The sequence below is a fragment of the Rhizobium sp. Nf11,1 genome, from assembly GCF_050587665.1.
GTDB lineage: Bacteria > Pseudomonadota > Alphaproteobacteria > Rhizobiales > Rhizobiaceae > Rhizobium.
Window position 1 is genome coordinate 316,962 of sequence record NZ_JBOBHU010000003.1, and the last position, 16,826, is coordinate 333,787.

A 16,826-nucleotide genomic window follows, 5' to 3' on the forward strand; every position below is an offset into this window, starting at 1 on the left:
CATGAAAGAACGCATCTACCTCTTCGACACGACCCTCCGGGACGGGCAGCAGACGCCCGGGATCGACTTTTCCGTCGAGGACAAGATTGCGATCGCCGCCATGCTCGACGAGTTCGGCCTCGATTACGTCGAAGGCGGATATCCCGGCGCCAACCCGACGGACACCGCCTTCTTCAGCGAGAAGCGCACCCGTCAGGCAACCTTCGTCGCCTTCGGCATGACGAAGCGGGCAGGCGTTTCGGTCTCGAACGATCCCGGCATCGCCGGGCTGCTGCAGGCCAAAAGCGACGCCATCTGTTTCGTCGCCAAGAGCTGGGACTATCATGTCGCCGTGGCGCTCGGCTGCACCAACGAGGAAAATCTCGAATCCATCGCCGAAAGCGTCAAGGCGGCGGTCGGCGCAGGCAAGGAGGCGATCGTCGACTGCGAACATTTCTTCGACGGCTTCAAGGCCAATCCGGCCTATGCGATCGCCTGCGCGAAGACGGCCTATGAAAGCGGTGCTCGCTGGGTCGTGCTCTGCGACACCAATGGAGGGACGCAGCCGCCGGAGGTGCGCGCCATTGTCGAGGCAGTGATCGCGGCCGGCGTGCCCGGCCGCTGTCTCGGCATTCACGCTCACAACGATACCGGCCAGGCCGTTGCTAATTCGCTTGCTGCCGTTGAAGCCGGCGTCCGGCAGATCCAGGGCACCTTGAACGGCATCGGCGAGCGCTGCGGCAATGCGAATCTGGTGACGCTGATCCCTACCCTGGCGCTGAAGAGCGCCTACAACACCCGTTTCGAAACGGCGATCGACGAGGAGAGGCTGCTCAACCTCACCCGGCTCTCGCACGCCTTCGATGAGCTCCTCAACCGCTCGCCGGATCACCAGATGCCTTATGTCGGCGCCTCTGCCTTCGCCACCAAGGCCGGCATTCATGCTTCCGCTCTGCTGAAAGATCCTCGCACCTACGAACACGTGCCGCCGGAAAGCGTGGGCAATTTCCGCAAGGTCATGGTCTCGGACCAGGGCGGCAAGGCGAACTTCATCAATGCGCTGAAGCGGCGCGGCATTATCGTCGCCAAGGACGATCCGAAGCTGGATCTCCTGATCTCGATCGTCAAAGATCGTGAATCGATCGGCTATGCCTATGAGGGCGCGGATGCGAGCTTCGAACTCTTGGCGCACCGCACGCTCGGCACGATCCCGGAATTTTTCACCATCGAAGGCTTCCGCGTGATGATCGAGCGCCGCTTCGACAGTCTTGGCCGTGTGAAGATCGTCTCGGAGGCGGTGGTCAAAATCACCATCGATGGCCAGACGCTGATGTCGGTCGCCGACGCCGAGGGTCCGGTCAACGCGCTCGACCTGGCGCTACGCAAGGATTTCGGAAAGTACCAGCACGAGATCGACGATCTGGTTCTCGCCGATTTCAAGGTGCGCATCCTCAATGGCGGCACGGCGGCAATCACCCGCGTGCTGATCGAATCCACCGACAGCGACGGTGTGCGCTGGTGGACGGTCGGTGTCTCCGAGAACATCATCGACGCTTCGTTCCAGGCGCTGATGGATTCCGTCATCTACAAGCTGATGAAGAACCGGCAGCTGGCGGGGAAGATCGCGGCGGAATAAGTCTGTGCCGCCGGGATTCGTCTATCGCTCGGGTTTTCGCTTCAAATCCTCTCAGCCTTCATTCAACGAAATGAATTGGCCTATTCACGGTGCTTAAGCTAGGCCGGATCAGAAGAAGAACAAACATGGAAACACCCGATGTCGACCGATGCATCCGTTCCACTGGCCAAGAACGAAGATAGTCCACGCGGTTTCGCCTTCGCGCTGACAGCCTATCTGCTCTGGGGCTTCCTGCCCTTCTACATGAAGGCGGTGGCGCATATTCCGCCGGCCGAAGTCATTGCCCACCGCATCGTCTGGTCGCTGCCGTTGGCCGGCATCGTGTTGGTCGTGCTCGGACGCACGGCGGACATCCGCGCAGCGTTGCGCTCGCCGCGCATGCTGGCGATGGGGGCCCTGACCGCATCGCTGATCACCGTCAACTGGGGCACCTATGTCTGGGCGATCGGCGCCGGCCATTCGCTTGATGCAGCACTAGGCTATTTCATCAATCCGCTGTTCAGCATTTTCCTCGGTGCGGTGCTGCTCAAGGAAAAGCTGCAGCCGCTGCAGATGGCAGCGATCGCGCTTGCGGCACTTGCCGTCGCCATTCTGGCCCTGGACAGTGGCGGCATCCCCTGGGTGGCGCTGACGCTTGCGATCAGCTGGGGTTTTTATGCCTTGCTGCGCAAGACGCTGCCGCTCGGACCCAATCAGGGCTTCTTCCTCGAGGTTCTGATCCTCAGCGGCCCCGCCCTCGTCTACATCCTCTATCTCGAATACGGCAACGGACTCGGCCATTTCTACCGTACCGGCCTTGCCGATACGACCCTACTTCTCGGCTGCGGTGTCATCACCGCCGTGCCGCTGATGATCTATGCCAACGGCGCCAAGCTCCTGAAGCTCTCGACGATCGGCATCATGCAGTATATCGCGCCGACGATGATCTTCCTGATCGCTGTCTTCGCGTTTCATGAGCCGCTCGGCACGGCGCGGATGATCGCCTTCCCGCTGATCTGGGCGGGGCTGTTCCTCTATAGCTGGTCGATGCTGAAGGGAAGCCGCGGGCGCTAAACGCGCCCGCCGCCTACATCTTCGAAATTACCTCGTCCTCGCCGTCGCGATCGGCCGCAAGCTGGGCTGCCTGGGCCATGATCGCCGGAATGATGCCGGCGACGTCGTCGACGACGAGCGGCTGCACCCGATGAGCGGTGTGCAGGAAGCCTTCTTCAGTCATATGGCGCATCAGTTCCATCATCGGATCCCAGAAACCGTTGATATTGGCAAAGACCATCGGCTTTTCATGGCGGCCGAGCTGCGCCCAGGTCATGATCTCGACGATCTCCTCCAGCGTGCCGATGCCGCCGGGCAGCGCGACGAAGGCATCGGAACGCTCGAACATCGTATGTTTGCGCGCGTGCATGTCAGGGGTTACAATAAGTTCGTTGAGCTGACCGAGCGAATGGCGAGTCGCTTCCATATCGATCAGGAATTCCGGGATGATGCCCGTGACCTGACCGCCGCCTGAAAGCACCCCGCTTGCAACCGCGCCCATGATGCCTTTGGTACCTCCGCCATAGACGAGGCGCAGGCCGTATTCGGCGATCTCTCTTCCGAGAGCCCGCCCGGCCGCCATATGGGAAGGATCGCGTCCAGGCCTTGAGCCGCAGTAAACGCAGATGGATCGAATCGATACAGATTGTTCGGTCATACGGCAAAACAACTATTCCATTTCAATGCAGTCAAGAAAATTGACTGAAAAGCAGCGTGCCGAGCTTGCGAAATTGCGTTGAATGCTTGTGAAAAGCATCGGAAATCGCTAGCAATTTCGGTTACTACGGCAAATTGCCGCCTTGGGAGACATAATGATGAAGAACCGTGCCGGCTTGCTGGCCCTTGCAGTGCTCGTAATCGCAATCCTACTGATGGTATTCTTCGTCATGCCGCGCATCGGCAGCGATGCATCCAAAGTCGGCGACGCCATCAACCAGGCGGGCACGGAGCTCAAGAACACGGTTAACGAAGCGGCAAAAACATCACGCTCTGCCGTGGCCGACTCGGCTGGGGTGGTCGATCAGGTCAGACGCCTTTCGGCAGACGCCGGCGTGGCGCTCGGCGAGCTGAAGGCGCTGTTTGCGGACGGCAAAGGCCCGGCCATCGATGTCTTCACGGCCGCCAAGACCAAGGCCGTCAACGCGCTCACCGCACTTGTCGGCTTCACCGTTCCCGAGGGCATCGATCCCGCAACACAAGCCATTGCCGCCAAGGCTAAGGAAGGCGGCGCCAGGGCACTTGCCATCGTGCAATCGCTGCCGGAAAATATGGCGGATGCGCCTGCCGCGATTGCCAGGGCCGAAGCTGCGCTGACCGGTGCGCCCGAACCAGCCTCTGCCGCGACCCCGGCGGCCGCAAATGCCGGCCCGAAACTTCCGGCCTTCGACGTCCTGCGCGTCGAGCCTGATGGATCGACCGTCATCGCCGGCTCCGCCGAGCCGAACGGCAAGCTCGAAGTGCTCGACGGCGAAAAGGTAGTGACAACGGCCAACGTCGGTCCGAGCGGGGATTTCGCGGCCGTCCTCGACGATCCGCTCCCGGCCGGCGACCACCAGCTCGTGCTCAAGGTAACGGACAAGGATGGCAAGACCGCGCTTTCCGAAGAAGTCGCCACCATTTCCGTGCCGAAGGACGGCAATGCCGCCAATCTGCTCGCCATGGTCTCCAAGCCCGGCGCGGCGAGCCGCATCATCACGGCGCCGACAGGGGACACCGAAGTCGCCGACGCCTCCAATCCGTTAGCGCCGGCTGCGGACAAGCCGTCAACTGGCGAGACCGCTGCAGCCGACGCGCCTGCCGCAACAGCAGCGCCGACCGGTGAGCTGGCGCTGCAGACGCCTGGTCTGGCCGACGCATCCGCCGCCGGCACAGATGCAACACCGTCCGTTCCAGGTGCTGGCGAAACCGACAAGGCCACCGCGCCCGATGTGATGGTCAACGCCGTCGAGATCGAGGGCAACAAGATCTTCATTGCCGGCACGGCGCGCGCCAACGCCAAGGTCCTCGGCTATGCCGACGACAGCCTTGTCGGCCAGGACACGGCCGGTCCCGACGGCCATTTCGTCATCGATGGCGTCGCGGCGCTGTCGGTCGGCGATCATAGGATTCGCGTCGACGTCGTCGATCCCGCGGGCAAGGTGATCGTGCGGGCCGCAGTGAACTTCAATCGCCCGGCGGGCGACCAGGTGCGGGTTGCCGCTCAAGCCGGCCCCGCCGATGCAAATGGTGCTGCCTCGATGGTGCCGCTCGACGAGGGTGAACTCGGCAAGCTCAAGGCCGAAGCCGGCAAGGCGTTCGGGCTCTTGAAGGGGCTGTTTGCCGGTGGCCAGCTGCCCGGCGCCGAACAGCTGGCGGCGGCGCGCTCAGCAACGGAATTCGCGCTGCGCTCTGTCGCAGACTTCCGCCCGGCGGCGGATGCGTCCGACAGCTTCAAGCAAGCCTCAGGCGCCTCCTCGCAGACCGCCGCCAAGGCGCTGAAACTGCTGCAGGATCTGCCGAAGGACGCAAAATCGGTCGGCGCCGGGCTCGACGGACTTGGTGCAATCATCGGTGAATTGACCGACACGCCCGCACCGGCCGCGCCCGCCGCAAAAGATACTGCGAGCAATCAGCCGAAGACGATCGAGCAGGCACCGCTGACGGCAAACAATGCGGCGGTCATCATCCGCCGCGGCGATACGTTGTGGCAGATCTCCCGCCGGACCTATGGGCTCGGCGTGCGTTATACGACGATCTACATCGCCAACGAGGACAAGATCATCGACCCGGATCGTATCCGTCCCGGGCAGATTTTCGGCCTGCCGAAGGACGCGCTGCCGAACGCCGAGGAGCTGCACCGCAAGCGGCTCTCCAAGCAGCACCTCTGAAAGGCCGCTCCTTAAGCGCAACGCGAGTTGATGAAGCCGGGCAGGAGAAACGCCCGGCCTCACTTTTCCCGGCCCCCGCACGTGTTGTATTCCTCGGCCCGACGCCCTATCTGCCGGTGGCGGTTCGGGATTCAGGTAAGCGCTTCAGGTGCGCCCCTGCCCCCGCCTTGCCGGACATCGAAGAAAATCATCCGGACTGGAGACACGGCATGGCAAACGGCAAGACAGTCTCGGAATCCCACCTGCTGCGGACGCTTTTCAACCTCTGGCCCTATATGTGGCCGGCCGGGCGAACTGACCTCAAGATGCGGGTCGTCTGGGCGTCGGTCTATCTGCTGATTTCCAAGTTCGTCCTGCTGCTCGTCCCCTACTTCTTCAAATGGTCCACCGATGCGCTGAACGGCAGGATGGACCTCGCCGGCACGGTACCGCCGCTGCTTGCCGGCGCCGTAGCCCTTGTCATTGCCTATAACGTCACCCGGTTGATCCAGCTCGGCCTCAACCAGTTGCGCGACGCGCTCTTTGCCAGCGTCGGGCAACATGCGGTGCGCCAGCTCGCCTATAAGACCTTCGTGCACATGCACGAGCTGTCGCTGCGCTTCCATCTGGAGCGAAAGACCGGCGGCCTATCACGCATCATCGAGCGCGGCACCAAGGGCATCGAGACGATCGTGCGCTTCACGATCCTCAATTCCGTTCCGACCGTGATCGAATTCCTGCTGACGGCGGTTATCTTCTGGTGGGGCTACGGCTTTTCCTATCTTGCGGTCACCGCCTTCACCGTCTGGGCCTATATCTGGTTCACGATCCGTGCATCCGACTGGCGCATCGCCATCCGCCGCTCGATGAACGACAGCGACACCGACGCCAACACCAAGGCGATCGACTCTCTCCTCAATTTCGAAACCGTCAAATATTTCGGCAATGAGGAAATGGAGGCCAAACGCTTCGACAAGTCGATGGAGCGCTACGAGAAAGCGGCGACCGATGTCTGGACCTCGCTCGGCTGGCTGAACTTCGGCCAGGGCGTCATTTTCGGCATCGGCACGACCATCATGCTGGTGCTTTCGGCGCTGGCGGTGCAGCGCGGCGAGCAGACGGTCGGTGACTTCGTCTTCGTCAATTCGATGCTGCTGCAGCTTTCCGTGCCGCTCAATTTCATCGGTTTCGTCTACCGGGAAATCCGGCAGGGCCTAACCGATATCGAGCAGATGTTCGATTTGCTCGAGGTGAAGGCCGAGGTCAAGGACGCCCCCGACGCTGCCGAGCTTCGAATCCGCCAGGGCGCGATCTCCTTCAAGGATGTGCACTTCGCTTACGATCCGGCCCGTCCGATCCTGAAAGGCATTTCTTTCGATGTGCCGGCCGGCAAGACGATCGCCGTCGTCGGGCCGTCGGGCGCCGGCAAATCGACGCTGTCGCGCCTGCTCTATCGTTTCTACGATATCCAGAGCGGCGCTATCACCATCGATGGCGAGGATATCCGCACGGTGACGCAGAAAAGCCTGCGATCGGCGATCGGCATGGTGCCGCAGGATACCGTGCTGTTCAACGACACGGTCGCCTACAATATCCGCTACGGCCGCACATCGGCGAGCGATGGCGAGGTGTTTGCAGCCGCCGAGGTGGCGCAGATCGCCCATTTCATCGAGGCGCTGCCCGAAGGCTTCGAGACCAAGGTCGGCGAGCGCGGGCTCAAGCTTTCCGGCGGCGAGAAACAGCGTGTGGCGATCGCCCGCACCATCCTCAAGGCGCCGCCGATCCTGATCCTCGATGAGGCGACGTCGGCGCTCGACACGACGACCGAACGGGAAATCCAGACCGCCCTCGACGTGGTTTCGAAGAATAGGACGACCTTGGTCATCGCCCACCGGCTCTCGACCGTCATCGGCGCCGACGAGATCATCGTGCTCAAAAGCGGCGAGATCGCCGAGCGCGGCACCCATGCAGCCCTCCTCGAAAGGAACGGCCTCTATGCTTCGATGTGGAACCGCCAGCGCGAGGCGACGCAGGCCGAAGAGCATCTGAAGCAGGTGCGCGAAAGCGACGAGATGGGCGTGATCACCCGGCTTGCCCCGGCAAGCTGAAGCGGGAGGCGGTAGCGTTGCCAGCCACTAACGTAAAGGTGAAATTGTTGAAACGATCTCCAGCAATCGTTTTTTTTGCGGCAAGGCTTTATAGGCTGCTCGTGTCTTTCCGAACCTTCAGGATACGGTCTATAAGACCCCATTCAAGCGCTTCCTCCGCCGTCATGAAGCGATCGCGATCCATCCCGCGTTCAAAGTCTTCGTAGGAACGTCCGCAATGCTCCGCGTAGAGCCGTGTCATGCGTTGCTTGGTCTTTAGAATCTCCTCGGCATGAATCAGCATGTCGGAAGCCTGCCCTTGAAAGCCGCCGGAGGGCTGGTGAATGAGGATGCTGGCATTGGGCAATGCAGCTCTTTCGCCGGGTTCGCCTGCCATCAGCAGGAACGATCCCATTGAACGGGCTGTCCCCATGCAAAGTGTATGAACCGGCGCACGGATGAAGCGCATGGTGTCGTACATGGCCAGGCCGCTGGTCACGGCGCCGCCCGGCGAATTGATATAGAGGTTAATGGGCTTTTTGGGGTTTTCCGCTTCCAGAAACAGCAGTTGCGCACAGACGAGCGCCGACACGGTATCGTTCACCTCGCCATTGAGGAAGATAATCCGCTCCCGCAGAAGCCTGGAATAGATGTCAAAGGATCGCTCCCCCCGGCCGGACTGTTCTATGACCATAGGGACGAGTTGCATCGCTTCACGCATCGGCGATCCTCCTGACTTTCAGAATTTAAGGGGGAGGCTCGCCGTGTCAGGCGGCGAGCATGAGGGGCGGGCTGTTGCTGTTCGCCGACGCTCTTGCCACTCCACCGAATCTTGCGTCTGTCAGTTCGTGGACGATCCGGAGGCAGGTGCCGCCGGTGGCATTCGGGGTGATGGTGAACGTAACGGTGCTTTCGAGGAATGGCGGGTTATCGTCACGCAGCTTGTAGCGAACTTCGTGGCCGGGGGTGACGGTGATTGCATCGGGATCAGCCAATGCTGCCTTCGGCAACCACCTTTCCCGAAGTTCGGGAATGGTGACGGCACGCCAGACCTTCTGCGGCGGATCGCGCAAGTCAAACTGCAACTCGACGCCGCTATCCTGCTCCTTGGTCATCCCTTCGCTCATTGATCCATGTCCTTCAGCAAGACTTTGAGTGCTGCGATACGCTCCGGCCAATAGGCGCGGTATTTTGTGAGCCATTGGGCGATGAGAGCCAACCCATCGGGATCGACCTCGTAATTCACGAAACGTCCCTGTCGCTCTTCCCTCACGAGCTTTGCACTGCGCAGAACTGCGAGGTGTTGCGACATTGCCGGCTGGCTAATCCCCATGCCCTCGCGCAAGGCAGTAGCGTTCATGCTCCCTCCCGCCAGCTTCTCAAAGATCGCACGGCGGGTCGGGTCTGCCAAAGCTCGGAAGAAGTCATTCTCGATCATGCGAACACATAAGCACATACTTATGTGATTCGCAAGCTACTTCGAGGCAGCTTTCTGTTGCTGGTAGCGTTACCGGCTTTTGTTGTTCAGAACCACGACGGCGGAACCACGGTCAGGGTCGCAGCATTGCTCAGGAGCTGGTTTTTCGCTAACCAGCAAAAAACGACAACGCAAGGAGACCGGCAGCCATGAGCCTGTTCAACACGGTTCGCAACACGATCGTGCCCGTGCACAAGGAGGGTTACCCCTTCGTCGCCGCCTTCTTCGTCGCATCGCTGGTGCTGGGCTGGATCTTCAAGCCGCTCTTCTGGATCGGCATGATCTTCACGCTCTGGTGCGCCTATTTCTTCCGTGATCCCGAGCGCGTGACGCCGCAGGACGACGATCTCGTGATCTCTCCCGCCGACGGCAAGGTCTCGGCGATCCAGATGGTGACCCCGCCGGCAGAGCTCGACCTCGGCTCCGAGCCGATGCTGCGCATCTCGGTCTTCATGAACGTCTTCAACTGCCATGTGAACCGGGCGCCGATGCGTGGTCGCATCGTCAGCATCAATTACCGCTCCGGCAGCTTCGTTAACGCCGAACTCGACAAGGCGAGCGAGGACAACGAGCGCAACGGACTGGTGATCGAAACACGGCACGGCCAGATCGGCGTCGTGCAGATCGCCGGCCTCGTGGCGCGGCGTATCCTCTGCTGGGCAAACACCAACGAGCCGCTGGACGCCGGCGAACGTTTCGGACTGATCCGCTTCGGTTCGCGGCTCGACGTATTCTTGCCTGCCGGTGCGGCGCCACGAGTCTCGCTCGGTCAGACGGCGATTGCCGGGGAAACGGTCATCGCTGAATTCGCCTCGGCCAAGGGTCCGGTCATCAGCCGCCGCAGCTAAGGCGCGGAACCTCCGAGCCCTTGCCGGAATTGCTCTAGGAACGATTGGAACGCGACATGGAAACACCCTTTCCGCCTTTCGAGCCAAACGGGCCGGATGATTCCGCCCGCGGTCCGCGCCTGCGCGAGATTCCGTTCCGCCTCGTCTTTCCGAATCTCATCACCATTTTGGCGATCTGCGCCGGGTTGACGGGCATCCGGCTCGCTTTCGAGAACCGTTACGAGCTCGCCGTCGCGATGGTGCTGCTCGCCGCCTTCCTCGACGGCATCGACGGGCGCGTGGCGCGGCTGATGAAGGCGACCTCGAAATTCGGCGCGCAGATGGATTCGCTTGCCGATATCGTCAATTTCGGCGTCGCGCCCGCGCTCGTCGTTTACGTTTTTGCCCTCGATCAGGCTCGTTCGCTCGGCTGGATCGCCGCCTTGATCTATGCGATTGCCGCCGGGCTTCGCCTTGCCCGCTTCAATGTCATGGCCGAGCGCGAAAACAAGGCGAGCTGGCAATCGGAATATTTCGTCGGAGTGCCAGCGCCGGCCGGCGCCATGCTGGTGCTGCTGCCAGTCTATCTCGGCTTCCTCGGTCTGGCGACGGACCGCACCTTCGCCTATCTCTCGTCGATCTACACCGTCGCCATCGCCTTCCTGCTGATCAGCCGGCTGCCGGTCTGGTCGGGCAAGTCGGAAGGCAACCGCTTGCGGCGTGATCTGGTGCTGCCGATGATGCTCGGCGTCGTGCTCTATGTGGCTCTGCTGATGAGCTACACCTGGGAGGTGATGGTCTTTACCGTTGCCGCCTATCTCATATCGCTCCCCTTCGGCGCACGCAGGTGGCGGCGGAAATACGGGACCCTGACGATCGAGGAACCTGGCGTCGGCGACGACGATATCGGCCGGCACATCTGACCTGCGCGCGCTTCCGGATTCTCCGGGCCACGGAATTGCATCTCTCCCTGTTGTCAACTGTTCCCGGATATACGCCCACGTTTTCCCGGGGAAAACCGCTCTGCGGTTTTTATGGAACCGCTCCCTTCAGTAAGTATTAACCAACGTAGGCTTCAGTTAAGCCTCGCGAATTATGGTGGGCGTTCACAAATCCTGATAAGCGACGCCGCCGTTTTGTCGCTATTTCTGACCAAACAGCAAAATACAAAATACCCAGGGAAGCAACACGCAAGGAGAGTATCGTGACTTCGAAGAAGAGCATTACCGGCGAACAACAGGCGGCCAAGCCAGACCTCGCCGCCAACTATCGCCCGGTCGGCTTGAAGGCCGTTGCCGCGGCATCGCTGATGACAAAGAACAAGCCGGACGGCGTCAAGAAATCCGCTTGAGGCGCCGAGCTTCGAACGGCACATCCGCGCTTCACGTTTTGCGGCATGCCGTCATCCCAAGACTGCGGCATGCTTTGTTGACATGCCTCCGGCATTGCGGGTGAGCCGAACAGACCGCAGTACCGGAAGTGCCTACGTCGTTTTAGAAAAAACTCAGCTGGCCGTGATCCGGCCTTTGTTTCGCAGGCGCCTCAGGCGGTCTTTCGACGACAACCGGCTCTTGCAGGTCCGGCCCCATATTGGCAACCTTGTTGACCTTGTCGGAAATCGGGATCGCCTCGAAGAAATCGCCCTGAGCAGGCTGCATCAGGTCGACCACCTCGCGCGGTTCCTGCGTCTTGCAATCGAGCCAGCGCGAGAAGTCCTCCGGTTTGATGACGACAGGCATGCGATCGTGGATCGCGGAGATGCCCGCATTGGCTGACGTCGTCAGGATCGCACCGGTATCGACCTCCGAGCCATCGGCCGAGGACCATGTCTCCATCAGCCCGGCAAAGGCGACGACCCCGCCCCGGCGCGGCCTGATCCAATAGGCCTGCGGTTTGCCGCCGCTCTCCTTGGAGGGGCGATGCCATTCGTAAAAACCTGAGGCCGGAATAAGCACGCGGCGATGACGGATCGCCGCTCGAAACGAGGCCTTGCCGATCGCGGTCTCGGCGCGCGCGTTGATCAGCAGCGGGAAATCCCTCGGATCCTTGACCCAACCCGGCGTGAAGCCCCATCGCACGAGAACGGCGCGACGATCGGGCAGATTGCTGCCCCGCTCCCGGCCCTCGCCTGCCATGACCACGAGGATCGGCTGCGTCGGGGCGATGTTGTAGCGCGCCGGGAAGTCCTCGAGATCGAGACCGGAGAAGAAGTCGCGCAGGTCGGCGCTGGAACTTGTCAGGGCGAAACGTCCACACATTGTCCTGTCTTTGCAGCCGGCCCGAGTCCGGTCAAGGCGCGTTGCATGCTTTTGCGTGACGGTTTCAGGCGCGCGGCGCAAAGAGGATGACGCTCGCCCCGGCAAGGCAGATCAGTCCGCCGCCGATATCATAACGATCGGGCACCCGGCCTTCGATCAGCCACAGCCAGGAGAGCGAAGCAAGAATGTAGATGCCGCCACAGGCTGCGAAGGTTCGACCGGCGGCATCGCTCGGCACCAGCGTTAGAAGCCAGGCGAAAAGCGCAAGCGAGATCATGCCCGGCGCCAGCCACCAGATCGGCTTCTCAAGCTTGAGCCACGCCCAGAAGGCGAAGCAGCCGGCGATCTCGAAAACGGCGGCAAACGCGTAAATGCTATAGGTCACGCAAAGCCCTTTCGAATATTTTTTGCCTCCTTGTTGCACGGATGTCGATATTTCGCGAACCGCTGCGCAATTTTTTGGGGCTTGTCTTGGGAGCTATCCCACAGGAAAATCGGGCCGTCCCGCAGCCGCGATCCGCAATCATCAGCCCGTCAGATCGAATAGGCCGTCACAGCAAGAGCAGCCATGACCTCCACCGCTAAAGCCGCCTCCTCCGCCATTCTCGAACGCGACGGGCGATTCCTTCTGGTATTGCGACGCAACCCGCCCTCTGCCGACATGTATGCCTTTCCCGGCGGCCGCGCCGAGCCGGGCGAAACGCCGGAGCAGACCGCGCTGCGCGAGTTCCGCGAGGAAACCGGCATCTCGGCGCACAATCCGCGGCTGTTCTCTACCTATGATCTCAAGACGCATGGGCCGGATGGCAGCATCAGGAGCCATTTCTTCCTGTCAGTCTTTTGCGTCGACGCCGACCGGGAAATGGTGGCGGAAGCCGCCGACGATGCGGCGGCGCTCGGCTGGTATACGGTAGAGGAGATCCGGCGACTGCCTGTGCCGCAAAGCGTGCTCGAATGCGCGGAACGGCTGGCGGGCGGTGAATAGAAGTGGAAACTTTCAGACGCGCCTTGTTGCCGTCACGCTCAACGTATCAAGTGGAAGCATGATTCCCGTTCGACGCGTTGTCCTGTCCCTGCTCGTGCTTGCCGGGCCCACCATGGCTCAGGGTAAAAATACGGCGCCTGCGCAGGAGGAGATTGCGCCGCCGGTCGCGGCCGTGCCCGTGCCCTATGACGACAAGCTGGCGCGGCTCGCCGAAGTGCTGGGTTCGGTGCATTATCTGAGGACGCTCTGCAAGGCGGCGGGCGGCGATGAGTGGCGGGAAGGCATGAAGCAGCTGCTCGATTCGGAGACGGGTAACGAGCCGCAGCGCAAGGAAAGGTTGACCGCGGCCTTCAATCGCGGGTATCGCGCCTTCGCCTCCGTCTATACGGATTGCACCCCGGCGGCCATCGTGGCAGAAGAGCGCTACCGTAACGAAGGTGCAACACTCGCCACAGAAATTACCTCGCGCTTTGGAAATTGACATTTAATTAACCTGTTTTCGCATGCGGACGTGTCGTTTTGGGAAAAGGCTGTTAGTGTTATTAACGGTGCAGTAAGACATGAGAAGTTCTGAGGAAAAGACAATGGAAGCAAGCCTCAACGACATCGACGACATGATCGTCCACGAAAAGATGCAGGCGGCTCTGGAGTACCAGAACGAGGCTTGGGCCGACGGCATGGCCGATGGGATCGAGCCGGAGATCATAGCTGATGCCGCCATCGCGCATGCCCTGCGCGAAACCATCCGATTGCACGGGGAAAACAGCGCCGAAGCTCTGCTCGATTCGCTGCGCGACCGTATGCTTGCCGGCGAATTCTCCGCCAACCGCACCCTGCAATAAATATTCAGAGAGTTCGATGCCCATCGGTAAAGAGAAAGTTTCGCGAATTCGGCTCGCGCCGGTGTTGCTTGCGTTCAGCCTTGCCGCCGGCAACGCCTTCCTCGCGCCCTCGGCCTATGCGCTTTCCGAACTCCATAAGATCCCCGGCCAAGCCCCCAACGAGGCGCCGCCCGCACAGGGAAGTGCTGAGGGGCAGAACCAGCCCCAGGGCACCACCCCCGGCGTTCCCATGGCCGAGCCGCTGGTCAACAGCCAGAACAGTGAGGGCGTCGACAAGACGCCGGGCGCCCAGGACGCATCCAAGCCGGTCGAGGTAATTTACGACATCAACAAGGCGCCCGAGCCGGTTCGCAAAATGCGCCAACAGATTGTCGAGGCCGCCGCCTCCGGCGATCTCGAACGGTTGCGACCGCTGATGGGCACCGGCAAAGACCAGACGCAGGTGACGGTGGGTGAAGCAACCGACGACCCGATCGGCACGCTGAAAGATCTCTCCGGCGATCCCGACGGAGATGAAATTCTAGCCATCATGCTCGATATCGTCTCGACCGGTTTCGTTCATGTCGGCCAAGGCACAGCCGACGATATGTATGTCTGGCCCTATTTCGCCGAGAAGGATCTGAAGTCGCTGACACCGCCGGAACGGGTCGAGCTGTTGCGCATCGTGACCGCCGGCGACCTTTCCGACATGCAGGAATTCGGTGGCTATAATTTCTACCGCCTCGGCATTACGCCTGACGGCAAGTGGAAGTTCTTCACAGCGGGCGACTGACGCCGCCTCGCATGCGCCTTCCGCATGTCGCATGACCTTGCGATCCACTCCACGAAGTCATACCTCTGAGCGACGACCAACGCGACAGGTTCCGCCATGCCAGCCGTATTCCTGAAAGACCGCTCACTGCTCTCCGTCGGCGGCGCGGACGCCCAATCTTTCCTGCAGAACCTGATCACCACCGATATTGTTTCGCTTGCGCCCGATGAGGCGCGGCCTGGAGCACTGCTGACGCCGCAGGGGAAGATCCTGTTCGACTTCATGGTCTGGCGGGACTGCAACGGCTACCTGATTGAAACGGATGCGGCCCAGCTCGAAGGGCTGGCGAAGCGGCTGACGATGTACAGGCTGCGGGCCGCCGTTACGCTTACGCCTCAGCCTGAGAATGGCATTACCGTTTGCTGGGGCGAGGATGCCGATCGCATCGGAGGTGCCCGAGACAGCCGCTTCGCCAAGGCAGGTGTCCCGCTGCGCCGCCGGGCAGGAAAGCATGGCGATGATGCGCCGTCACTCTATGAGAGCTTGCGCATCCGCCACGGTATCGTCACCTCGGGATCCGACTTTGCCCTGCAGGACGCCTTCCCGCATGACGTGCTGATGGATCTGAACGGCGGCCTCTCCTTCAAGAAAGGCTGCTATGTCGGCCAGGAGGTCGTCTCGCGCATGCAGCACCGCGGCACTGCGCGCCGGCGCGTTGTCACCGTGTCCGCCGCTACGGCCTTGCCTCTAGCGGGCACGGAGATCACCGCCGCCGGCAAGCCGGTGGGGACACTCGGTTCGGTCGAGGGCGGCAGCGGGCTTGCGATCGTGCGAATCGACCGCGCCGGTGCTGCAATGGCGGAAGGCACGCCGCTGCTTGCCGGCCAAACGCCGGTTTCTCTCGCCCTGCCGCAATGGTCCGGCCTTGTCTTTCCCACCAGCGCAGACGAGGCCAGCGCGTGACGGCCAAAGCTCCGCGTGCCTGGCAACGCATGCTGTCCGGGCGCAGGCTCGACCTGCTCGACCCCTCGCCGCTCGATGTCGAACTCGCCGATATCGCCCATGGTCTCGCGCGCGTAGCACGCTGGAACGGCCAGACATCGGGCGATCATGCCTTTTCGGTGGCGCAGCACAGCCTCGTCGTCGAAGATATTTTCCGCCGTTTCAACAATGCGCGGCCGGAGGAATGTCTGATGGCGCTGCTCCATGACGCGCCTGAATATGTGATCGGCGACATGATCTCACCGTTCAAATCCGTGGTCGGCGGCGGCTATAAGGCGGTGGAAATGCGGCTGGAGGCCGCCGTGCACCTGCGCTTCGGCCTGCCGCCTCACCCATCGCGCGATCTCAAGGACCGGATCAAGAAGGCCGACACGATCGCGGCCTATTTCGAGGCGACGGTACTTGCCGGCTTCACGCCCGCCGAAGCGCAGAAATTCTTCGGCCAGCCGCGCGGCATCAGCAAGGAGATGTTGCTGATCGAACCCTTGCCGGCGCTGGAAGCCCAGCGGCTGTTCTGCGAGCGCTTTGCGGCGATCGAGGCCGAGCGGGGGATGGTATCGTGAGCTTCATCGTCGTGTCGCCGCTCTCGCGCATCGCCGAAATGGCGGTGCGCCACAAGGCGCGTGACATGATCAGCCTGATCGCCAAAGAACAGGCCTTTCATCGGCCGGGTGTGATCGCGCCCGATCGTCACCTGACGCTTTCGATGAACGACATCACCTTCAAGGGCACAGGCGGTCTCGTGGCGCCTGACGAAACGCATGTACAGGCGATCATCGAGTTTGCCGCATCGTGGCGGCAGGAGACCCCGCTGCTCATCCATTGCTGGATGGGCGTGTCGCGATCACCGGCCGCGGCACTCATCGCCGCTCTGTCGATCGCGCCGGATCAGGACGAGGAAGAGCTTGTCCGTCGGCTGCGCGCCGCTTCACCTTTCGCAACTCCGAACACCCGGCTAATCGAGATCGGTGACACCTTGCTTAGCCGCGGCGGCCGGCTGGTTGCGGCGGTAAGGGCGATCGGGCGTGGCGCCGATGCGGACGGCAATGCGCCCTTCCTGCTGGCGATCCGGAACCCTGCCTGCGGTTGACGCTGCTGGCGTCT

20 protein-coding genes are annotated in these 16,826 nt (G+C 61.7%); 14 read left to right on the forward strand and 6 right to left on the reverse strand.

All coding sequences use genetic code 11. The features are described 5' to 3' along the window. Position 1: 1 nt before the first annotated feature. Both cimA and rarD read left to right on the forward strand, forming a co-directional pair. Positions 2-1,615, forward strand: coding sequence for a citramalate synthase (gene cimA, locus ACQ7C1_RS07115; RefSeq protein ID WP_183699614.1), 1,614 nt, complete (start codon positions 2-4; stop codon positions 1,613-1,615). A 138-nt stretch (positions 1,616-1,753) separates the two neighbouring features. Next, entirely contained in the window at positions 1,754-2,668 is a 915-nt protein-coding gene (rarD, locus tag ACQ7C1_RS07120; RefSeq protein WP_430957787.1) for an EamA family transporter RarD, read from the forward strand. Positions 2,669-2,681: 13 nt separating this feature from the next. Here rarD and ACQ7C1_RS07125 read toward each other — a convergent pair whose 3' ends face one another. Next, positions 2,682-3,305, reverse strand: coding sequence for a TIGR00730 family Rossman fold protein (locus ACQ7C1_RS07125; RefSeq protein ID WP_430957788.1), 624 nt, complete (start codon positions 3,303-3,305; stop codon positions 2,682-2,684). Between the two features lie 154 nt (positions 3,306-3,459). Between ACQ7C1_RS07125 and ACQ7C1_RS07130 the strand changes: the two genes are divergently transcribed. Continuing rightward, the gene (locus ACQ7C1_RS07130; RefSeq protein ID WP_430957789.1) at positions 3,460-5,514 is read left to right on the forward strand and encodes a LysM peptidoglycan-binding domain-containing protein; all 2,055 of its coding nucleotides are present in this window, start codon (positions 3,460-3,462) and stop codon (positions 5,512-5,514) included. A 209-nt stretch (positions 5,515-5,723) separates the two neighbouring features. Next, positions 5,724-7,601 carry an ABCB family ABC transporter ATP-binding protein/permease gene (locus ACQ7C1_RS07135; RefSeq protein WP_430957790.1) on the forward strand — a complete coding sequence of 626 codons (1,878 nt, stop codon included), beginning with the start codon at positions 5,724-5,726 and terminating at the stop codon, positions 7,599-7,601. Positions 7,602-7,689: 88 nt separating this feature from the next. On the opposite strand, the gene ACQ7C1_RS07140 is transcribed toward ACQ7C1_RS07135, so the two are convergent. Genes ACQ7C1_RS07140 through ACQ7C1_RS07150 form a run of 3 tightly spaced genes read right to left on the reverse strand, consistent with a single transcriptional unit; the run spans position 7,690 to position 9,036 of the window. After that, a complete protein-coding gene (locus ACQ7C1_RS07140) occupies positions 7,690-8,301 on the reverse strand; it encodes an ATP-dependent Clp protease proteolytic subunit (RefSeq protein ID WP_430957791.1) in 612 nt (203 codons plus the stop codon). A gap of 46 nt (positions 8,302-8,347) precedes the next feature. Continuing rightward, positions 8,348-8,707 (reverse strand): SRPBCC family protein, encoded by a 360-nt coding sequence (locus tag ACQ7C1_RS07145; RefSeq protein ID WP_430957792.1) that lies wholly within the window; start codon positions 8,705-8,707, stop codon positions 8,348-8,350. After that, positions 8,704-9,036, reverse strand: a complete 333-nt coding sequence (locus ACQ7C1_RS07150) for an ArsR/SmtB family transcription factor (RefSeq protein WP_430957793.1) — start codon at positions 9,034-9,036, stop codon at positions 8,704-8,706. Before ACQ7C1_RS07150 ends, ACQ7C1_RS07145 begins: the two co-directional genes overlap by 4 nt. 170 nt (positions 9,037-9,206) lie before the next feature. Here ACQ7C1_RS07150 and ACQ7C1_RS07155 point away from each other — a divergent pair, with 170 nt between their 5' ends. The 3 genes from ACQ7C1_RS07155 (at position 9,207) to ACQ7C1_RS07165 (ending at position 11,235) form a co-directional block, all read left to right on the forward strand. Then, positions 9,207-9,905: a phosphatidylserine decarboxylase gene (locus ACQ7C1_RS07155; protein ID WP_020920887.1), complete on the forward strand. Its 699-nt coding sequence runs from the start codon at positions 9,207-9,209 to the stop codon at positions 9,903-9,905. 56 nt (positions 9,906-9,961) lie between these two features. Then, positions 9,962-10,807: a CDP-diacylglycerol--serine O-phosphatidyltransferase gene (gene pssA, locus ACQ7C1_RS07160; RefSeq protein ID WP_430957794.1), complete on the forward strand. Its 846-nt coding sequence runs from the start codon at positions 9,962-9,964 to the stop codon at positions 10,805-10,807. Positions 10,808-11,088: 281 nt separating this feature from the next. Next, positions 11,089-11,235, forward strand: a complete 147-nt coding sequence (locus ACQ7C1_RS07165) for a hypothetical protein (RefSeq protein WP_430957795.1) — start codon at positions 11,089-11,091, stop codon at positions 11,233-11,235. Between the two features lie 142 nt (positions 11,236-11,377). On the opposite strand, the gene ACQ7C1_RS07170 is transcribed toward ACQ7C1_RS07165, so the two are convergent. Continuing rightward, complete coding sequence (locus tag ACQ7C1_RS07170) at positions 11,378-12,142, reverse strand: SOS response-associated peptidase (RefSeq protein ID WP_430957796.1); 765 nt, start codon at positions 12,140-12,142, stop codon at positions 11,378-11,380. Between the two features lie 64 nt (positions 12,143-12,206). Beyond that, positions 12,207-12,527: a YnfA family protein gene (locus ACQ7C1_RS07175; protein WP_430957797.1), complete on the reverse strand. Its 321-nt coding sequence runs from the start codon at positions 12,525-12,527 to the stop codon at positions 12,207-12,209. Positions 12,528-12,710: 183 nt separating this feature from the next. Between ACQ7C1_RS07175 and ACQ7C1_RS07180 the strand changes: the two genes are divergently transcribed. From ACQ7C1_RS07180 to ACQ7C1_RS07210, 7 genes are all read left to right on the forward strand, one after another. Further along, complete coding sequence (locus ACQ7C1_RS07180; protein WP_085859061.1) at positions 12,711-13,127, forward strand: NUDIX hydrolase; 417 nt, start codon at positions 12,711-12,713, stop codon at positions 13,125-13,127. A 58-nt stretch (positions 13,128-13,185) separates the two neighbouring features. Next, entirely contained in the window at positions 13,186-13,608 is a 423-nt protein-coding gene (locus tag ACQ7C1_RS07185; protein WP_085777606.1) for a TIGR02301 family protein, read from the forward strand. A 103-nt stretch (positions 13,609-13,711) separates the two neighbouring features. Beyond that, positions 13,712-13,969: a hypothetical protein gene (locus ACQ7C1_RS07190; RefSeq protein ID WP_020920882.1), complete on the forward strand. Its 258-nt coding sequence runs from the start codon at positions 13,712-13,714 to the stop codon at positions 13,967-13,969. Between the two features lie 16 nt (positions 13,970-13,985). Then, positions 13,986-14,741 (forward strand): hypothetical protein, encoded by a 756-nt coding sequence (locus tag ACQ7C1_RS07195; RefSeq protein ID WP_097598509.1) that lies wholly within the window; start codon positions 13,986-13,988, stop codon positions 14,739-14,741. A gap of 96 nt (positions 14,742-14,837) precedes the next feature. Continuing rightward, positions 14,838-15,683, forward strand: a complete 846-nt coding sequence (locus ACQ7C1_RS07200; protein WP_430957798.1) for a YgfZ/GcvT domain-containing protein — start codon at positions 14,838-14,840, stop codon at positions 15,681-15,683. 29 nt (positions 15,684-15,712) lie between these two features. Then, positions 15,713-16,285, forward strand: a complete 573-nt coding sequence (locus ACQ7C1_RS07205) for an HD family hydrolase (RefSeq protein WP_085780026.1) — start codon at positions 15,713-15,715, stop codon at positions 16,283-16,285. Beyond that, positions 16,282-16,812, forward strand: a complete 531-nt coding sequence (locus ACQ7C1_RS07210) for a tyrosine phosphatase family protein (protein ID WP_430957799.1) — start codon at positions 16,282-16,284, stop codon at positions 16,810-16,812. Before ACQ7C1_RS07205 ends, ACQ7C1_RS07210 begins: the two co-directional genes overlap by 4 nt. Positions 16,813-16,826: the final 14 nt, after the last annotated feature.